The organism is Lactobacillus sp. wkB8, assembly GCF_000761135.1.
GTDB lineage: Bacteria > Bacillota > Bacilli > Lactobacillales > Lactobacillaceae > Lactobacillus > Lactobacillus helsingborgensis.
Window position 1 is genome coordinate 995,227 of the sequence record NZ_CP009531.1, and the last position, 14,472, is coordinate 1,009,698.

At 33.3% G+C, this 14,472-nt stretch carries 18 protein-coding genes; 3 read left to right on the forward strand and 15 right to left on the reverse strand.

Annotation, left to right across the window (positions count from 1 at the left end):
- Positions 1-3 precede the first annotated feature (3 nt).
- Positions 4-1,017, forward strand: coding sequence for a type 2 isopentenyl-diphosphate Delta-isomerase (gene fni, locus LACWKB8_RS04630; RefSeq protein WP_038522655.1), 1,014 nt, complete (start codon positions 4-6; stop codon positions 1,015-1,017).
- A gap of 51 nt (positions 1,018-1,068) precedes the next feature.
- Here fni and LACWKB8_RS04635 read toward each other — a convergent pair whose 3' ends face one another.
- From LACWKB8_RS04635 to LACWKB8_RS04650, 4 genes are read right to left on the reverse strand one after another with little or no spacing between them, the layout of a single operon-like run.
- Entirely contained in the window at positions 1,069-1,854 is a 786-nt protein-coding gene (locus tag LACWKB8_RS04635; protein WP_038522658.1) for a Cof-type HAD-IIB family hydrolase, read from the reverse strand.
- 20 nt (positions 1,855-1,874) lie between these two features.
- Positions 1,875-3,260 carry an RsmB/NOP family class I SAM-dependent RNA methyltransferase gene (locus LACWKB8_RS04640; protein ID WP_038522662.1) on the reverse strand — a complete coding sequence of 462 codons (1,386 nt, stop codon included), beginning with the start codon at positions 3,258-3,260 and terminating at the stop codon, positions 1,875-1,877.
- On the reverse strand, positions 3,244-4,218 hold the full coding sequence (locus tag LACWKB8_RS04645; protein WP_038522665.1) for a hypothetical protein: 975 nt from the start codon (positions 4,216-4,218) through the stop codon (positions 3,244-3,246). Before LACWKB8_RS04645 ends, LACWKB8_RS04640 begins: the two co-directional genes overlap by 17 nt.
- Positions 4,208-4,960: a hypothetical protein gene (locus tag LACWKB8_RS04650; protein WP_038522668.1), complete on the reverse strand. Its 753-nt coding sequence runs from the start codon at positions 4,958-4,960 to the stop codon at positions 4,208-4,210. Before LACWKB8_RS04650 ends, LACWKB8_RS04645 begins: the two co-directional genes overlap by 11 nt.
- A gap of 84 nt (positions 4,961-5,044) precedes the next feature.
- Between LACWKB8_RS04650 and lepB the strand changes: the two genes are divergently transcribed.
- Together lepB and LACWKB8_RS04660 are read left to right on the forward strand one after the other, a co-directional pair.
- Positions 5,045-5,620, forward strand: a complete 576-nt coding sequence (lepB, locus tag LACWKB8_RS04655; RefSeq protein WP_038522671.1) for a signal peptidase I — start codon at positions 5,045-5,047, stop codon at positions 5,618-5,620.
- A gap of 62 nt (positions 5,621-5,682) precedes the next feature.
- Positions 5,683-5,874 carry an LBP_cg2779 family protein gene (locus LACWKB8_RS04660; protein WP_038522674.1) on the forward strand — a complete coding sequence of 64 codons (192 nt, stop codon included), beginning with the start codon at positions 5,683-5,685 and terminating at the stop codon, positions 5,872-5,874.
- Positions 5,875-6,194: 320 nt separating this feature from the next.
- On the opposite strand, the gene LACWKB8_RS04670 is transcribed toward LACWKB8_RS04660, so the two are convergent.
- The 11 genes from LACWKB8_RS04670 to LACWKB8_RS04720 all read right to left on the reverse strand — a co-directional run bounded on the left by LACWKB8_RS04670 (position 6,195) and on the right by LACWKB8_RS04720 (position 14,419).
- Positions 6,195-7,034, reverse strand: coding sequence for a hypothetical protein (locus LACWKB8_RS04670; protein ID WP_038522682.1), 840 nt, complete (start codon positions 7,032-7,034; stop codon positions 6,195-6,197).
- Complete coding sequence (locus LACWKB8_RS04675; RefSeq protein ID WP_038522685.1) at positions 7,034-7,741, reverse strand: ATP-binding cassette domain-containing protein; 708 nt, start codon at positions 7,739-7,741, stop codon at positions 7,034-7,036. Before LACWKB8_RS04675 ends, LACWKB8_RS04670 begins: the two co-directional genes overlap by 1 nt.
- Complete coding sequence (locus LACWKB8_RS04680; protein ID WP_038522688.1) at positions 7,741-8,106, reverse strand: GntR family transcriptional regulator; 366 nt, start codon at positions 8,104-8,106, stop codon at positions 7,741-7,743. The genes LACWKB8_RS04675 and LACWKB8_RS04680 overlap by 1 nt, the downstream gene beginning before the upstream one ends.
- A gap of 140 nt (positions 8,107-8,246) precedes the next feature.
- Positions 8,247-9,086, reverse strand: a complete 840-nt coding sequence (locus LACWKB8_RS04685) for a hypothetical protein (protein WP_038522691.1) — start codon at positions 9,084-9,086, stop codon at positions 8,247-8,249.
- A gap of 77 nt (positions 9,087-9,163) precedes the next feature.
- On the reverse strand, positions 9,164-9,991 hold the full coding sequence (locus LACWKB8_RS04690; protein WP_038522694.1) for a hypothetical protein: 828 nt from the start codon (positions 9,989-9,991) through the stop codon (positions 9,164-9,166).
- A 43-nt stretch (positions 9,992-10,034) separates the two neighbouring features.
- Positions 10,035-10,844, reverse strand: a complete 810-nt coding sequence (locus LACWKB8_RS04695) for a hypothetical protein (protein WP_038522695.1) — start codon at positions 10,842-10,844, stop codon at positions 10,035-10,037.
- Positions 10,844-11,548 carry an ATP-binding cassette domain-containing protein gene (locus LACWKB8_RS04700; protein WP_038522698.1) on the reverse strand — a complete coding sequence of 235 codons (705 nt, stop codon included), beginning with the start codon at positions 11,546-11,548 and terminating at the stop codon, positions 10,844-10,846. The genes LACWKB8_RS04695 and LACWKB8_RS04700 overlap by 1 nt, the downstream gene beginning before the upstream one ends.
- 9 nt (positions 11,549-11,557) lie before the next feature.
- Entirely contained in the window at positions 11,558-11,911 is a 354-nt protein-coding gene (locus tag LACWKB8_RS04705; RefSeq protein ID WP_038522701.1) for a GntR family transcriptional regulator, read from the reverse strand.
- Positions 11,912-11,987: 76 nt separating this feature from the next.
- The gene (locus LACWKB8_RS04710) at positions 11,988-12,752 is read right to left on the reverse strand and encodes an ABC transporter permease (RefSeq protein WP_038522704.1); all 765 of its coding nucleotides are present in this window, start codon (positions 12,750-12,752) and stop codon (positions 11,988-11,990) included.
- 18 nt (positions 12,753-12,770) lie between these two features.
- Positions 12,771-13,526, reverse strand: coding sequence for an ABC transporter permease (locus tag LACWKB8_RS04715; RefSeq protein ID WP_038522707.1), 756 nt, complete (start codon positions 13,524-13,526; stop codon positions 12,771-12,773).
- Between the two features lie 5 nt (positions 13,527-13,531).
- Entirely contained in the window at positions 13,532-14,419 is an 888-nt protein-coding gene (locus LACWKB8_RS04720) for an ABC transporter ATP-binding protein (RefSeq protein WP_038522710.1), read from the reverse strand.
- Between the last annotated feature and the right edge of the window lie 53 nt (positions 14,420-14,472).

A 14,472-nucleotide genomic window follows, 5' to 3' on the forward strand; every position in this document is an offset into this window, starting at 1 on the left:
ATTATGACAATCCGATCTAAGCGTAAAGAAGAACATTTGCAGCTGGCACAAAAGTTTTATCAAAAAGAAAAAATGAATAGCTTTGACCAAGTCCATGTCATTAGACCAGCCTTACCTGAAACTGAAGTCGATTTAGCTACAATTAAAACGACGATGTTCGGCAAAAAAGTTACTGCCCCCTTCTTCATCAACGCAATGACTGGTGGCTCTGCTAAATCTTATATTGTTAACAAAGCTTTGGGTCAAGTTGCCCGCAGAACCAATATTGCCCTAGCACTAGGCTCTGCAAGTATCTTAAATAAAGAACCTGAGCAGCTAGACAGTTTTCTAATTGCTCGTGAAGAAAACCCCGATGGCGTTTTAATTGCTAATATTAATGGCAAAACATTGCCAGAACAGGCACAAAAGATTATTACCGAATTAAATGCAGATGCTTTACAAGTTCACCTTAACGCAGTGCAAGAAATTGCTATGCCAGAGGGAGAACGCAATTTTTATTGGCTGGATAATTTAAAAGATTTGCGCCAGAAAATAACGGTTCCCATTATTATCAAAGAAGTGGGCTTCGGCTTAGATCCCAAAACTATTTGCATGTTAAAAAAGGCAGGCTTTAAGCTCTTTGATGTTGCTGGTAGTGGTGGTACAAATTTTGCTCAAATCGAAAATGCCCGCAATCCTAAAGATTTGTCATATCTAAATGACATCGGCTTGCCCACTGTTGTTTCAGCTCTAGCGGCAGCAAAACAGCAAGTTGAGTTTATAGTTTCTGGTGGTGTACGCAATCCACTTGATGTTTTTAAAGGACTCTGTTTAGGCGGCAAGTATGTGGGTATTTCCAACCAATTTTTGCAAACGCTGCTTAATCACGATGAGGAATATTTGCAAAAAACAATTGCAAATTGGCAACAAGAACTGGCTGGTTTACTGGCGATGTACGGACAACACAGTTTAAGCGGTTTAAGCAATATTCCTAAATATTATGATTTAGAGCTAAAAAATATTATTGAACAAATATAAAAAATAATCCCAAAAGTGTAATAACTTTTGGGATTATTTTTATTTAAACTATTAATTTAACATGTGCCAGATTTCTTTTTGGACAGCGCTGTCGTTACTTGAACCAATAACATGGTTGGCTGCCCTCTTGGCAATTGGCAGAGCCGTGCCTGTCGCATAACTGTTGCCAACGTATTTTAACATGCCCACGTCATTACCACTATCGCCAAAAGCAACCATTTCTCGCGGATTAATTTTATATTTACTACCGAGATACTTTAGTCCTTCAGCCTTATTCATTCCTTTAGTTGACATATCAATTGAAGTAGCAGAACCAGAAACAAAACCGATTTGAGGGTATTTTCGCTTCAATTCGTCAAGCAGGTGCGGCATTTTCTCCGCAGAAACATCGAAAGTTACTTTGAAAATCTGATCATTTAAATTATCAAAATCATCAACCACTAATAATTTTTCATAGTACTTCTTTAATTCTCGCGCAAAGTCTGGTCCGTTTTTTCTTAAAGTATAAGCACTGGCTAAACCAGAAACAGTTGCTTTTTCATCGTATTGCTGCGTAATTTGTAAAATTGTCTGGAGATCTGAATGAGAAAGTGAATTAACGTGAATGACTTGTCTGCCTTTAGCAACCAAAGCGCCATTATCGGCAATATAATATATCTTATTTGCTACGTGAGGAAAACGTAAATACAAGTTTTCAAATTGATTGCCACTTGCAACCACAAACTTGATATTTTTTTCTGTCATGATCTTAAATTCACGCAAGAATAATTCTTCATCGTATGTTTTTTGGTCGTTTAACCAAGTACCATCCATATCTGTCGCAATTAATTTAATCATTATAAATAATAGTCTTTCCTTTAAAATCTTAATCCTTTAGGATAATAGTTTTTTAAAACTTGATTAGCAACCTTACCAAAACCCAATATAAAGTTATGGTAGCTGACTAACACAAACCCTTTTAGATCGGTGTTCACTTTGATTGCTTCTCCATGTAAATAGCTATTGTAGGAATTGGCAGTAAGATTGATTACTCTAGTTTGTTTCTGCGCTGCTAAAACCATGGCTAACTGGTGCCCTGGTTCAAACCGATTCTTTTTAAGCAAGCCCAATTCTGTCCCATTAGCGAGAATTCTTACATGTAAGCCTGTAGTATCTTGCGCCGGTATAAAAACGTGATTGTTTCTGATTAGGCAATCAGACCGCCAATTTAATAATGCGGGAGGTAAATTAAATTGATCCAAAATAGCGGCAATTAATTTAATTTCTGCTTTACTGGGCGCAATATTAGCTAAACGTCTTTTTCTTTTCTTGTTCTCCTTTCTTGAACCAGTCATGCTCATCTCTGGCTTTGCTGGTAATTTTAGTTTTGCGACAAATTGTCCTTCACCTATCGCAGCAGTTAGCCAAAATCTCAGTGTGTTAGCTAATTCCTTGTTGTGGTCAGCCCAATTAGGTTGCCCTTTAGCTACTTGATTAGTACCGAGTTCAATTGGTAAAATTTCAAGCTCAAACTTTTGACTTAGCCATGATATTATTTCTTCATTTTCTTCTGGTGAAAAGGTACAAGTTGAATAAACCAATGTTCCTTCCGGCTTTAACATCTTAACTGCCGCTGTTAAAATCTTTTTTTGCCTTTCTTGACATTTCATGACATAGTCTTGCGACCAGTACTCTATCGCCTGCTGGTCTTTACGGAACATTCCTTCGCCACTACAAGGAGCATCAACTAAAATTTTATCAAAAAAACGGGGAAATTGACTGGTTAAATTTTCGGGTTTGTCATTGGTAATTAAAGCGTTGGTGACACCCCAGCGTTCAAGGTTTTCACGCAATACTTTAGCTCGACTAGGTGAAATTTCATTTGCTACTAGCAGCCCTCTACTTTGCAGTTGCTCGGCAATTGCAGTACTTTTCCCACCAGGAGCTGCGCAAAGATCAAGCACTCGTTCGCCCGGTTTGGCGTTAATAATGTAACTTGGAAACATTGCTGAGGGATCTTGCGAATATACTGTGCCACTAATCCATTCGGGATCATGACCGCTAATTTCGCCGTAAAAAGCGTTGGGAATTACTGGAATATGAGATTGGGTATTATAAGATACTTGTTTATTTTCTTTAAGTGAATTAATACGATAGCCTTTTTTGGGAGGCTGAGATTTTATTGCAGTAAAGAGTTTGTTTGCTTCATCCTTTCCTAATAGTTTTTGATATTTTCTGACAAAGTCGTCAGGCAGCTTGATCATTTTTTTGATCCTTTCTTAATTGGTGTATGACGCAGAAACTATATGCTGCAGCAATGATAAGCCAGCTTAATGCAAGAAGCCAAATTAAATGTTGCTTGTTTGAAATAAATATCCGCCAACTTAAAAAGAAATACGCACCAAAAGTAACTGCAAGTTCAATCAATAGTATTCTAATGCCATGATTTATCAGCCAGTTGCGCAGCAGAGCGCCGTTTAAATGGGTTTGCTTAACAGTTTGCCAATCCATATAGGCTAAAAGTAAATTACTTAAAAAAGCGATAATTAAAAAGACAGCTATCAGCGCTATTTCACGTAAAAATGAAAATTGATGAATTTGATGATTTTTTACAAATAGTGGTGTCTTCACTTTAGCATGATAATGCTTCGCTATTTGACGTATGGTTTTACTTGAACTGTCGACTATTATGATGTAATTTTTTAGTTTGAATTTTCCAGTTGGCTGCTTAGGACCGGTGGTTAAATAATAACCATTCTGCTTCATTTGCCGGTAATGCTTTAAGATACCGATAACAGAATAATAAGTTTGATTAAGGTGAACATATTGATTATCCTGAACTTTCAAGGTTGGCACCTTAGCATTTAAACCCAAAACAGCAAATGAGACTCTACCTTTAAAATCATCGGCCGTAAAATATCTGCCAGATTCAGTGGGTAAAGTTACTACTTCATGGTTAGACCACACTAAAGTTTGATTATCCTTAGATTTACTTGCCAAATGAACCTGAATTTTATTTTTAGGGTAATTTTTTTGTAAATACGTGATAAATGAGCCAACATTTTGGTTGTTTTTTACATTGATATAACGGGTATTATTACTAAGTCCATAAGCCTCAAGAAGTTGATCAGCCTCTCTTGATTGAACATTGGACAGCATGCTGCCAATACCTAAAAGTGATAAAAATATAACGATTACTAAAATAATTTTCTTAATTTTCATGTGCTATCTCAAAAATGTGCTCTTCAATAAAATCAAAACTAGCAAAAGATCTGTTAATCTGCATCATTTCTTTTGAATGAACAAAATGTTCATTTCGCCAAAAAATTGGAGAATTCGTGGCGCCATTTTTTTCGCCAACAAAAAGTAGATGGTTGGTAAAATTGTTGTTACGCCAATTTAAAACTAGTTTTTCATCATGTTGACCAAAGTTCGGTGCCCAAGAACAAATAATTAAATCGACATTGTTTATTACGCTTAGAGCTTCTTCCGCATTCAAATTTTGTACTCTAATAAAAGAATTTGTGCCAGTTTTAGAGGTCTTCGACCATTCAAAATTATCGGTTGCGGTCATTTCAACACCAACTTCTGCTAATGCTTTGCTCCAATAGGCATTACCTGCCATAATCTCTAAACCGGTTTTAACGTTTAACTTGTTTTTGATCAATTCCGCAGTAGTTAAGTTAGGCACTGACCAAATACCAAATTCTCTTGCTAGAAATTCTCTTAAATTATTAATAAGCTGGTTAACGGTCTGAAACTGCTTAATTTTCCTGGCGGGAAGATTAATACATATTTCTTCAGCAAAGTCAGGCAAAAAGCCCAGCTTTTCAGGAGCTCTTTGCAAAATCTTTTTTTGCTTTATACAAGAAACTATTTCGTTTACTTCCCTTACTTGCTGATGAACAGGTTCTAGCCTTAGTTCATCATCTAATTGGTTAATTTTACTTAAAAAATCTGTCATTATCAAATACCTATAATGATTTTAACATTCAAAAGACAAGATTTCAGTTATAATAAAAGGTAACATGATAAAGGAGAATATTTTATGGCAAAAAAAGTTATGAAAAAACAGGATGAAGAAGAAAGTTTAGGTAAATTTCTCCTGGATGTAGTCATAATGATGGCAGTAATTCTGGGTGTGTTCTATGTTTTATTTCACTTTGTTCTTTCGAATGATAGAGTTTCGGGACCGTCAATGCAGCCCACGTTTGAAGACAATGATCGCTTGATAGCTGTGCGCAATTTCACTCCTAAGCGTAATGACGTGGTAGTGCTTCTTGCTCCAAAAGCCGCAAATGATACCCCTGGTGCTTATTACATTAAGCGCATTATTGGCTTACCAGGAGATAAACTGGTTTCTAAAAACGACAAAATGTATGTTAATGGTAAGCTCTTACCTGAACCTTATCTTGAGAATCACTTTAAAAAGGCTAGTAACGCTCAGGGCCAACCATATACCAATAATTTCACCTATAAGGTACCTAAAGGTTATTACTGGGTAATGGGTGATCATCGGGATATCTCCAAAGATTCACATATTTTTGGCCCCGTTAAGCGGCAAAATTTAATTGGGAAAGTTAAATTCAGGTATTGGCCATTTAATAAAATTCAAGGTTTTTAACTTTAATTTCCTTTGAATTTTAGTATTTTTCCGTTAAAATAAATTGTAAAGGAGAATTTAATATGAATCACCAGTTAGAAGAATTATCCGATGCAATTATTGACTTTCAGGTCAAACATCATGTTACTGATACTGATTTAGCTTTTGCCAGTCATTTGTCAGTTGAAAAAATTCATGCAATGAAGACTGGCGAAGGTGAATTTACTCCTGAAGAAATTAATCAGCTGTACGATTACCTTGCTGCAAATCATTAAAAAGTTAATTATAAAGTTTAGCCTGCAATGACTTTTATTTCATTGCAGGTTTTTATTTTACGTGATTTTAGAAAAATATTAATCATAGGATTAATTATAGGAATTGTCTTGCTTTTGAGCAGTTTAATAGCGTTTATTATTTCAAGGCAAACCCAAAGTCTAACAGCAAAGAACATTGCTATTTTGACTTTTATTGCCTTTTGCCTTTTGTCTTTTATTTGGATTGGCATTTTTAATGTTTGTCTCATGGGTCTTTTTTGGCTGTTAAAAAGACGCTAAAAATTTTTTAGCGTCTTTTAGTATGTTTAGTATGCGAATTTTTATTTTCCTTCTCTAGCCTCAAAGAATTTACTGAAAAGAATTGTATCTAAAAACCAAAAAAGTAAATTGATTGCAAGCATTAAAATGAGAGCGAGAGCCAAATCGTCATTTGTTCCTGTGGTTTCCCCCAACATAAATCTAAACGGAAACGAAATTATTTGTAGACCAATATCACTTGCTTTGATTGCAAGCCAGGCTACTAAAATAATCACAAAAACTGCTATTACCCGAAAGTAAGCTTTGCTGAGCGCTTCCGGAAGAAAATCCAAAAGAGCACGACTGGAGTAATTTAAAAAGCTAATAATGAAGTAACCAAAAAATGCGCAGAGAATAGTCATCATAATTGCTCCAAAAAAGTTAAACATAATTTCCAAATCAACTTGTTGTAAATGTCTGCCAATATCGGCAAACATTTCGATTATGGTGGTATGAAACTGACTGTCGAAGGTAAATGTCACTATGCCTAAAACAAGAGTACAAATTATTTCCAGTAGGACAAAGAATAGCAATGCGCCAAACGAACTCAAGATGTTATCAAAATAAAACTTTTTGTCATCAATTGGTACTAAGCGCCAAGTCTGGTTACCACTAACGTGTTCATTTTGATAACAAGTAGATAAATAAAATATTCCGGTGAAAAGCCATGCAAATACCATAAAAATAGCCAACCATAAAGTAAAGAAATTGGAAAAAATATTCCTATTAAGGTATAAATGACCATTATGAAAATTGAAAAAAGTTATTGCAAATGTTGCTACTGTCTGAATAATTAACAGAAGAGAAATCCATTTAGTTTTTAACCTAAAGAGTACGGTAAAATAACGATTAAAAATTGCCATTATTCCTCCTCCTCTCTCTGGTAAAAGCTTTCATAAAAATCTTCTACTGTTTGGTTATCCGCTCTAATTTCTTCAGTAGACTTTTGCATACAGACAGTTTTATTTTTAATAATTACCACTTCATCTAATACTGCAGCGATTTCATTGACAAAATGATCAGAAATTAAAATAGTAGACTTTTCCTGCTTCCATAAGATGATCGATTTGATAATCTTTTTACGAGCCATAGCATCAATGCCGGAAAAAGGTTCATCCAGAAGATATAAATCGGTTTTTCTAGAAAAAGTTAGAGCAATTATCAGCTTTTCTTTCATTCCTTTGGACATTTCAGATAAGCGCAGATCAGAAGCTAAATTCATGAATTTTCTTAACTGCTCAAATTGCTTTAGACTAAAATCATGGTATAGAATTTGGTAAAACTTGACGATTTCATTAACTTTGACGGAGTTGGAAAATCCAGTTAAGCCATCAGTAAAAGAAAGATGCTCTTTTCTGTCAGCCTCTTTAGTAAAACCAGCAACTTTTACCGTGCCTTGGTAATTTTTGGCAACTCCGCTGATAATTCTCATCAATGTGGTTTTACCTGCACCGTTTTCGCCCAAAAGAGCGACAATTTTTCCCGGTTTGAGTGTTAAATTTAAATCAGTAATAATTTTTTTCTGGTTCTTTTTGTAAACCAAATCGGTTATTTCTAAAGGGTTTGCCATTATTCACGCTCCTCTTTAAGATATTCAGATAAAGATTTGAGAATTTGTTCGTCAGATACTCCTAAAGAATTCATACTATGTACAAACTTATCTAGTTCCGCATTAATTAGTTCCCTTTTTGTTTTATCAAGTAAAGTAGTATCTTCAGTGACAAAATTACCTTCTCCCCTCTTGGTGTACAAAATACCTTCAAAATTCATCTGTTGTAAAGCACGTTGCACCGTGTTGACATTAACAGTGAGTTGCACTGCCAGTTCACGTACAGAAGGGATTTTTTTACCTGGCTTCAATTTGCCGGTAATTATTTGTCGATATAGGTATTGCTTAATTTGTAAGTAAATGGGAATGTTATCTTTAAATTCCACAAGTCCACCATCCTTTGGCCGTAATACACCTATAATACACTATCATAAACTAGATTGATTTTTTCCGCAAACCTTTTAACATTTGTAGTTAAACTACTTTTTGTAAATAGTTGGTAAGTTTCTACTTTTTATTAGTAACCCTACTTATGTTCAGTTGCTTCATAAAAATGATTAATTAGGAAAATATTGCTGCCTAATAAAGTAAGATCGCTAATTGCGTTTGCCAAAATTGCAAAAGGTAAACTACTAGAAAGATTAAGTCCATAATTAGTCGGATGAATCACTGATAGAAGAACTTGGTAAACAAAGATATTTTGGATTTTAAAGAAGAACCAGATTAATCCGAAGATTATGACTATGTGTAATACTTTCACAACTGCTCCATTAATGTTTGCAGGGACAAAATCTAGTATTGCTCGGCTGGCAAAATTAAAGAAACTGATAACAAAATATAAAAAGAAACAACTTAAAATAGCTAAAACGATCGTACCAAGTATTATCCAGAATACATTAATGTCAAGATTGCGTAGAATGCTTTTTAATAAATCGCGGAAAAAGTATACAACAGGCTTGTCGGTCAGATACGATGAAAACAGTAATATCATTACTGTGACGAATTCGAGTACAATAAAGTAAATAAAAGATACGAACGTGCTTAATACATTAACAAGATAAAATTGCCCATCGCTTATTGCAGCTAAGCGCCAAGTTTGACTGCGATTAAATTTCTCGCTTTGTAACGGCGTAATAAAATAAACAAAAAAGATAACAAAAAAGGCCAAGAAGACAAAATATAATGCCCATTCCGGTAAAATTCCGACATTGTTTTGGGGATTTTTGCGGATATGCCAATTGATTACTTCATAATATGTAAAAAAGGCACATGCAAGAGCTGCAATTATCTGGAAAAAAAGTAATATGTGTAATTTTTTAATTTTAATTTTAAATAGTCTATTAAATAATCTGCTAAATTCTGTCATTTGGGACCCCTTATTTTTTATTTTTGCTCGATGACAAATTGTCATTGATATAAATTTGTACTATGCCTCTACTTTATTTACTCTGCTTCAAAGAAATACTTAAATAAACAGATATTAATAACGTACATTATTAAATTAACAACTACAACAATTAAATTAAGATAGGGTAAAGTGTTGTTGTAAGCCGGATTTAAGTTTAAAAAATGCAAAAGGCTGCCTAAAAATTGGTCGACAAAAATTTTTTCTACTTTGGTAAAAAGCCAGGCTATTAGGATAACAATAAAAATATGTAATAGTTTGACAATTAACCCACTTGAAGCTATAGGAAGATAATCCATGATGGCTTTACTGGAAAAATTTAAAAAGCTGATCAATAACGAAATGAAAAAGCAACATAAAAGTAAGAGTAACATGATATCAAAAATTAAACGAATTGTATTCAGTTCAAAATTTGGTCTAAATTGCTTAAACATTCTTTCGCATGAATTACGAAAAGCCTTATCCGTAAAAAATGAAACAATTAGTAAGATGCCTGCAACAATAATGTTAAGAAAAATGAAATAGATAAAAGTTATAAACGAACTTAAACTATTAGCAATATAAAATTTTTCATCAGTGATTGCAGTTAAACGCCAAGTTTGACTGCGATTAATCTGCTCATTTTTGACAGCCATATAAATAAAAAAGAATATGATAAAAAAGACACTCAATAGACAAAAGTACATTAGCCAATCAGGTAAAAGCTCGGAGTAAAGATTTAAAAATTCACCAAAATCACCTGTACCAATCAGCAGCCCAAAAACAGAAAATGCTAAGGCACCAACTAATTGTATAATTAAAAATGAATAAACTTTCTTGGCTTTTTCTACAAAGAATCTGCCAAATAAATTTTTAAAAGAGGTCATGCTTTTCCCTTCTCCTCTGAAAACAATGAAACAGTATTAGGTTTTACTTCTCTCCTGCTTCAAAAAAGTGATTGATTAAGAAGACGTTAATGCCAAGTATTATTAAATCAATAATAAACATCATTAATACCACTGATTCCAATCCCGCAAGACCTGTAGATCTTAGTAAAAATATATTGATAATATAGTTTGCAAAGACACTATAGAGCCTAACTAGTAATCCTACCAAGACGATAATTATAAATATGCGCACAAAAGAAATTAGAATATGACTTGATGCATGTGGTAAAAAGTCTAAGATTGCTTGACTGGAAAAGTTAAGAAAACTAACCAAAAAGTAAAGAAAAAGACAAGTAAGAATTAGTAGTAACATAATGCCAATAAAATCAAAAATTGCAGTACTGTTTAAATCAACCTCAAAATGTAAATTTTTGCCAAATTTAGAATTAGTAAATATTGATAAAAATAAAAAACAAATTGCAATTAACACATCTAAGAGCACAAAATAAATCAACGAAACAAATGAACTTAAAATATTCGCAACATAAAACTTGCCATCACTGATTGGTGCTAAACGCCATGTTTGATTTCTATTTAACCGTTCATTTTCAACTACAGTTAAAATGAACAAAATTGGTCCGAACAAGAAAGTTAATGATGCAAACAGTGCCATCCATCCTGGTAAAAACTCGAGATTATCGTGCGAATTAAAGTGAAATCTGCCAGAATAAAAACTAAAATAAGTAAAGAATGCTGAAGCTAGAGAACTAATGAATTGCAGAATAACTAAAAGATAAACATTTTTGGCTTTTTTCTGCAGTAACTTTTCAAACAAATGATTGAAAACGTTCATTATTCCTCCTCCGCATCGTATAAACTTTCATAATAATCTTCAACACTTTTATGATGCTCGCGGATCTCCTCAGTAGATTTGTGCGTGTAAATGGTTTTGTCTTTAATAATGACGATTTCATCAAGCATACTGGCTATTTCGTTGACAAAATGATCTGAAACAAGAATCGTTGAATTTTCCGGTTTCCATAAAATGATCGAATTAATTATTTTTTTGCGCGCCATGGCATCTATCCCCGAAAAGGGCTCATCTAATAAATAAAGGTCAACTTTGCGCGAAAATGCCAGGGCAATGATTAACTTTTCTTTCATTCCTTTGGACATTTCAGATAAGCGCATCTCTGAATCTAATTTCATAAACTGACGCAACTGTTCAAATTGATTTTGATCAAAGTCTTGATAGATGATCTCATAAAATTTGACAATTTCTTTGATTTTCGTTGAATTAGCAAAACCAGATAATCCATCAGTAAATGAGAGATGTGCCTTTCTTTCTGCAACATTGCTCTCACCTGAAATAGTAACTGTCCCGTGGTAATTTTTGGCCATGCCGCTGATGATGCGCATTAAAGTTGTCTTCCCAGCACCATTCTCACCTAGAAGGGCTACAATTTTTCCCGGTTGTAAATTTAAATTGATGTTATCCAAAATTGTTTTTAAATTTTTTTTGTAAGTTAAATCTCTTATTTCCAATAGATTTTCCATTTTCTACTCCTACTTTAAGTGTTTAGTTAAAATCAAATTAAGCTGTCCCGCTGAAACTCCTAAGGCTTTCATATTATGCACAAATTTACTTTGTTCAGATCTGATAATGTCTTTTTTAATTTTTTCCAGTAATTTTTTATCATTAGTAACAAAATTACCCTCTCCTCTTTTAGTAATTAAAAGCCCCGATATGATCATTTGCCTGAGCGCCTTTTGAATAGTATTCACGTTGACCATTAGATGGGTTGCCAAATTACGGACAGAGGGAATTTTCTGACTGGGTGTAAGTTTTCCGGTAATTATTTGGCGACATAAATTTTCTTGGATTTGAACATATATCGGCCTATCATCTTTAAACTTCATATTTTCCCTCTAACTGTATTACATTTATAATACACTATAATATTACAATAAACTTAAAAGTTATGCAATTACTTACTTAAAATCTTTTTCTGCGAAAGATTAAATAGCCGGTAATCACAAAAATAAGAATATAGACTAGACTACCCATAAAAAGCTCTTGGTTATTCAGGTGGGTAGTTAAAACATACATGCCATAATTACCATATTGCCTGGTTAAGTCTACCATGTTAAACGGGTTCCATTTCATAATGTTCACCAGTTTGTCTCCGTTCATTAGATCTGAAGAAATACTTTGACCCATGAATGTAATTAGAAGGCTTGCTGTGATTACAATTGCACTACTATTAATTAGACACGAGAGTAAAAAAACTATGGCAATAATTAACATTGTAGTAACTAAATCTATTAGAGAAGCAGTTACCATGTTTAGCCATACTGGCTGATGATATAGATATGAAGTCGACCAGTTAACCTGATAATTAAATATGGTATATTGCAAACAAATTGTATAAAAAAGAGCTAGCAGATGCAGAAAAACATTGTATAAGAATAAAACAATATACTTTGATAAGTAAACATATATTTTATTTGAGGATTTATATAAAAGTGTCAAAATCGTATTGTTTTGAAATTCCATTGAAAAACACGTGGCACCTATTATCACTAGGATAAACATTATAAAATCAGAAGAATCAAAAGTTAATGTTAAAATTAGCTTTTTACTTTCATCTGCTAAAACGAAACCGGTAATAAGCATTAGAAAAAATAATATGATAGCTGAAATCCAAGTAATTTTGCGGTGCACTAATTTATATAATTCTTGCTTAATACTATAAATCATTTTAGTAATCTCCTCTCTTTATACTTGTCGATGTTTGAATAGATAATATCCCAAGACCATAAAAACTATGCCGTAAACGATATTGGCTATAATTAGTTCAAGACTTGATAAATTCGATTTTAAGCTAAGGCTTGGATTTGATAATTGCTGGGAAATAAAAATCATATTTAAAAAGTTCCATTTAATAGTACTTATAAAATGGGGAAAGGTTTGCATTAATCCTTTGGAAAAGCTGGCACCAAAAAATGCTAGTACAATTCCAAAACAAACTACTACAGCATTATTTTTAACCAGCATAATGAGCATAAAAGATAAGCCAATGCTAAAAAAGGAATAAATTAGTGCTCCTGCCAGGTTAGTTACCAGATCATTTAAAAGATTATTATCATTTTTATTAACTAACCAATCATATCTGACATTATTAAAGAACATGCCTAAAATCAAGGTAAATAAACATGCAATCACTGTTAAGAGAAAACTATAGGCCAAGACAACCAAAAACTTGGAAAAGTAAATTTGAAACTTGCTTGAACTCTTATACTCCAACATGATAATCGTGTTATTCTTGTATTCCATTGAAAAAATTGCAGATGCTACGGTAATAACTATTAAAGGAATCCACTCAATTGCACCGAATCCGTAGCTAAGGGATTGGCGCATAATAGGATTAGTAAAAAAATTGTAAATCATTGTTACAATGAGAACAATCAGACCATACAAAGCGATGTTTTCATGCCTGAATTTATAAATTTCCTGTTTAAAGCTTATAAGCATTCTGTCTAGCCCCTTTTCTTTTCCAAGACATCAACTACAATTCGTTCAAGGTTGGCTTCAAGCGGCAACATTTCTTTTAAATGAACACCTTTGTTAAAAAGCAGATCTTCTATTTTGTATATGTCGTTTTGACTTACTATCAAATAATTTTCATTTTCTGTAAATGTGATTTGATAAGCAGCAAAAATCTTTTTTGCAAGTTTATTATTTTCAGTAGTCAAATGGTATTTTTGGTGACTAATTTTTTCAAATTCTGCGACCTCTTTATTCAATATAATTTGCCCTCCAGAGATTAAGACGACTCTCGTCATTACTTTTTGTAATTCACTTAGAATATGACTTGAAATTAAAAAAGCTGTTCCTTGATTAGAATATCTTTTAATTAATTTTCTCACTCGAATCGTTGATTCAATATCCAGTCCGTTCATTGGTTCATCAAGAATTACAATTTGAGGCTGATTTAGTAATGCGATTGCTATGCCTAGCTTTTGCTTCATGCCAAGAGAATAGCCGTTTGCCTTGTTATTAATAAACGAATCCATTTGTAATTCATAAATTAGATTGTTCATGTCTGCTTGCTTTTGAGCATAAAGGGTCAAATTCTGCTTACCAGTTAAGAAGGGATAAATTGCGGGATGTTCAATTAATGCTCCAACCGTTGTTAACGCATGATGGTCATTTTCAGACACATTCTTGCCATTGACCTCTATTTTTCCTTTAAATTTCATTAAGCCTAAAATGGTTTTCATAATAGTTGTTTTTCCGGCTCCATTTGGGCCTATTAGACCTATTATTTCACCAGCTTTAACATCAAAAGTGGCATTATTAACTAACACTGTCTTCCCCACATAAGTGCTAACTTTATCAACTCTTAGTGCGATAGCATTTTGCATGATCACTCATCCTTTCTTCTTTTATTATAATAGTGAACTACTTAAGTAATACA

What these genes read in the sequence shown, in the direction of transcription:
- LACWKB8_RS04705 (WP_038522701.1), bottom strand. Translation starts at nt 11,911, where the DNA reads ATGAAGTTTAAAGATGATAGGCCGATATATGTTCAAATCCAAGAAAAT.
- LACWKB8_RS04685 (WP_038522691.1), bottom strand. Translation starts at nt 9,086, where the DNA reads ATGACAGAATTTAGCAGATTATTTAATAGACTATTTAAAATTAAAATT.
- LACWKB8_RS04635 (WP_038522658.1), bottom strand. Translation starts at nt 1,854, where the DNA reads ATGATTAAATTAATTGCGACAGATATGGATGGTACTTGGTTAAACGAC.
- LACWKB8_RS04715 (WP_038522707.1), bottom strand. Translation starts at nt 13,526, where the DNA reads ATGCTTATAAGCTTTAAACAGGAAATTTATAAATTCAGGCATGAAAAC.
- LACWKB8_RS04640 (WP_038522662.1), bottom strand. Translation starts at nt 3,260, where the DNA reads ATGATCAAGCTGCCTGACGACTTTGTCAGAAAATATCAAAAACTATTA.
- LACWKB8_RS04690 (WP_038522694.1), bottom strand. Translation starts at nt 9,991, where the DNA reads ATGACCTCTTTTAAAAATTTATTTGGCAGATTCTTTGTAGAAAAAGCC.
- LACWKB8_RS04675 (WP_038522685.1), bottom strand. Translation starts at nt 7,741, where the DNA reads ATGGCAAACCCTTTAGAAATAACCGATTTGGTTTACAAAAAGAACCAG.
- LACWKB8_RS04710 (WP_038522704.1), bottom strand. Translation starts at nt 12,752, where the DNA reads ATGATTTATAGTATTAAGCAAGAATTATATAAATTAGTGCACCGCAAA.
- fni (WP_038522655.1), top strand. Translation starts at nt 4, where the DNA reads ATGACAATCCGATCTAAGCGTAAAGAAGAACATTTGCAGCTGGCACAA.
- LACWKB8_RS04700 (WP_038522698.1), bottom strand. Translation starts at nt 11,548, where the DNA reads ATGGAAAATCTATTGGAAATAAGAGATTTAACTTACAAAAAAAATTTA.
- LACWKB8_RS04645 (WP_038522665.1), bottom strand. Translation starts at nt 4,218, where the DNA reads ATGAAAATTAAGAAAATTATTTTAGTAATCGTTATATTTTTATCACTT.
- LACWKB8_RS04660 (WP_038522674.1), top strand. Translation starts at nt 5,683, where the DNA reads ATGAATCACCAGTTAGAAGAATTATCCGATGCAATTATTGACTTTCAG.
- LACWKB8_RS04695 (WP_038522695.1), bottom strand. Translation starts at nt 10,844, where the DNA reads ATGAACGTTTTCAATCATTTGTTTGAAAAGTTACTGCAGAAAAAAGCC.
- LACWKB8_RS04720 (WP_038522710.1), bottom strand. Translation starts at nt 14,419, where the DNA reads ATGCAAAATGCTATCGCACTAAGAGTTGATAAAGTTAGCACTTATGTG.
- LACWKB8_RS04650 (WP_038522668.1), bottom strand. Translation starts at nt 4,960, where the DNA reads ATGACAGATTTTTTAAGTAAAATTAACCAATTAGATGATGAACTAAGG.
- lepB (WP_038522671.1), top strand. Translation starts at nt 5,045, where the DNA reads ATGGCAAAAAAAGTTATGAAAAAACAGGATGAAGAAGAAAGTTTAGGT.
- LACWKB8_RS04670 (WP_038522682.1), bottom strand. Translation starts at nt 7,034, where the DNA reads ATGGCAATTTTTAATCGTTATTTTACCGTACTCTTTAGGTTAAAAACT.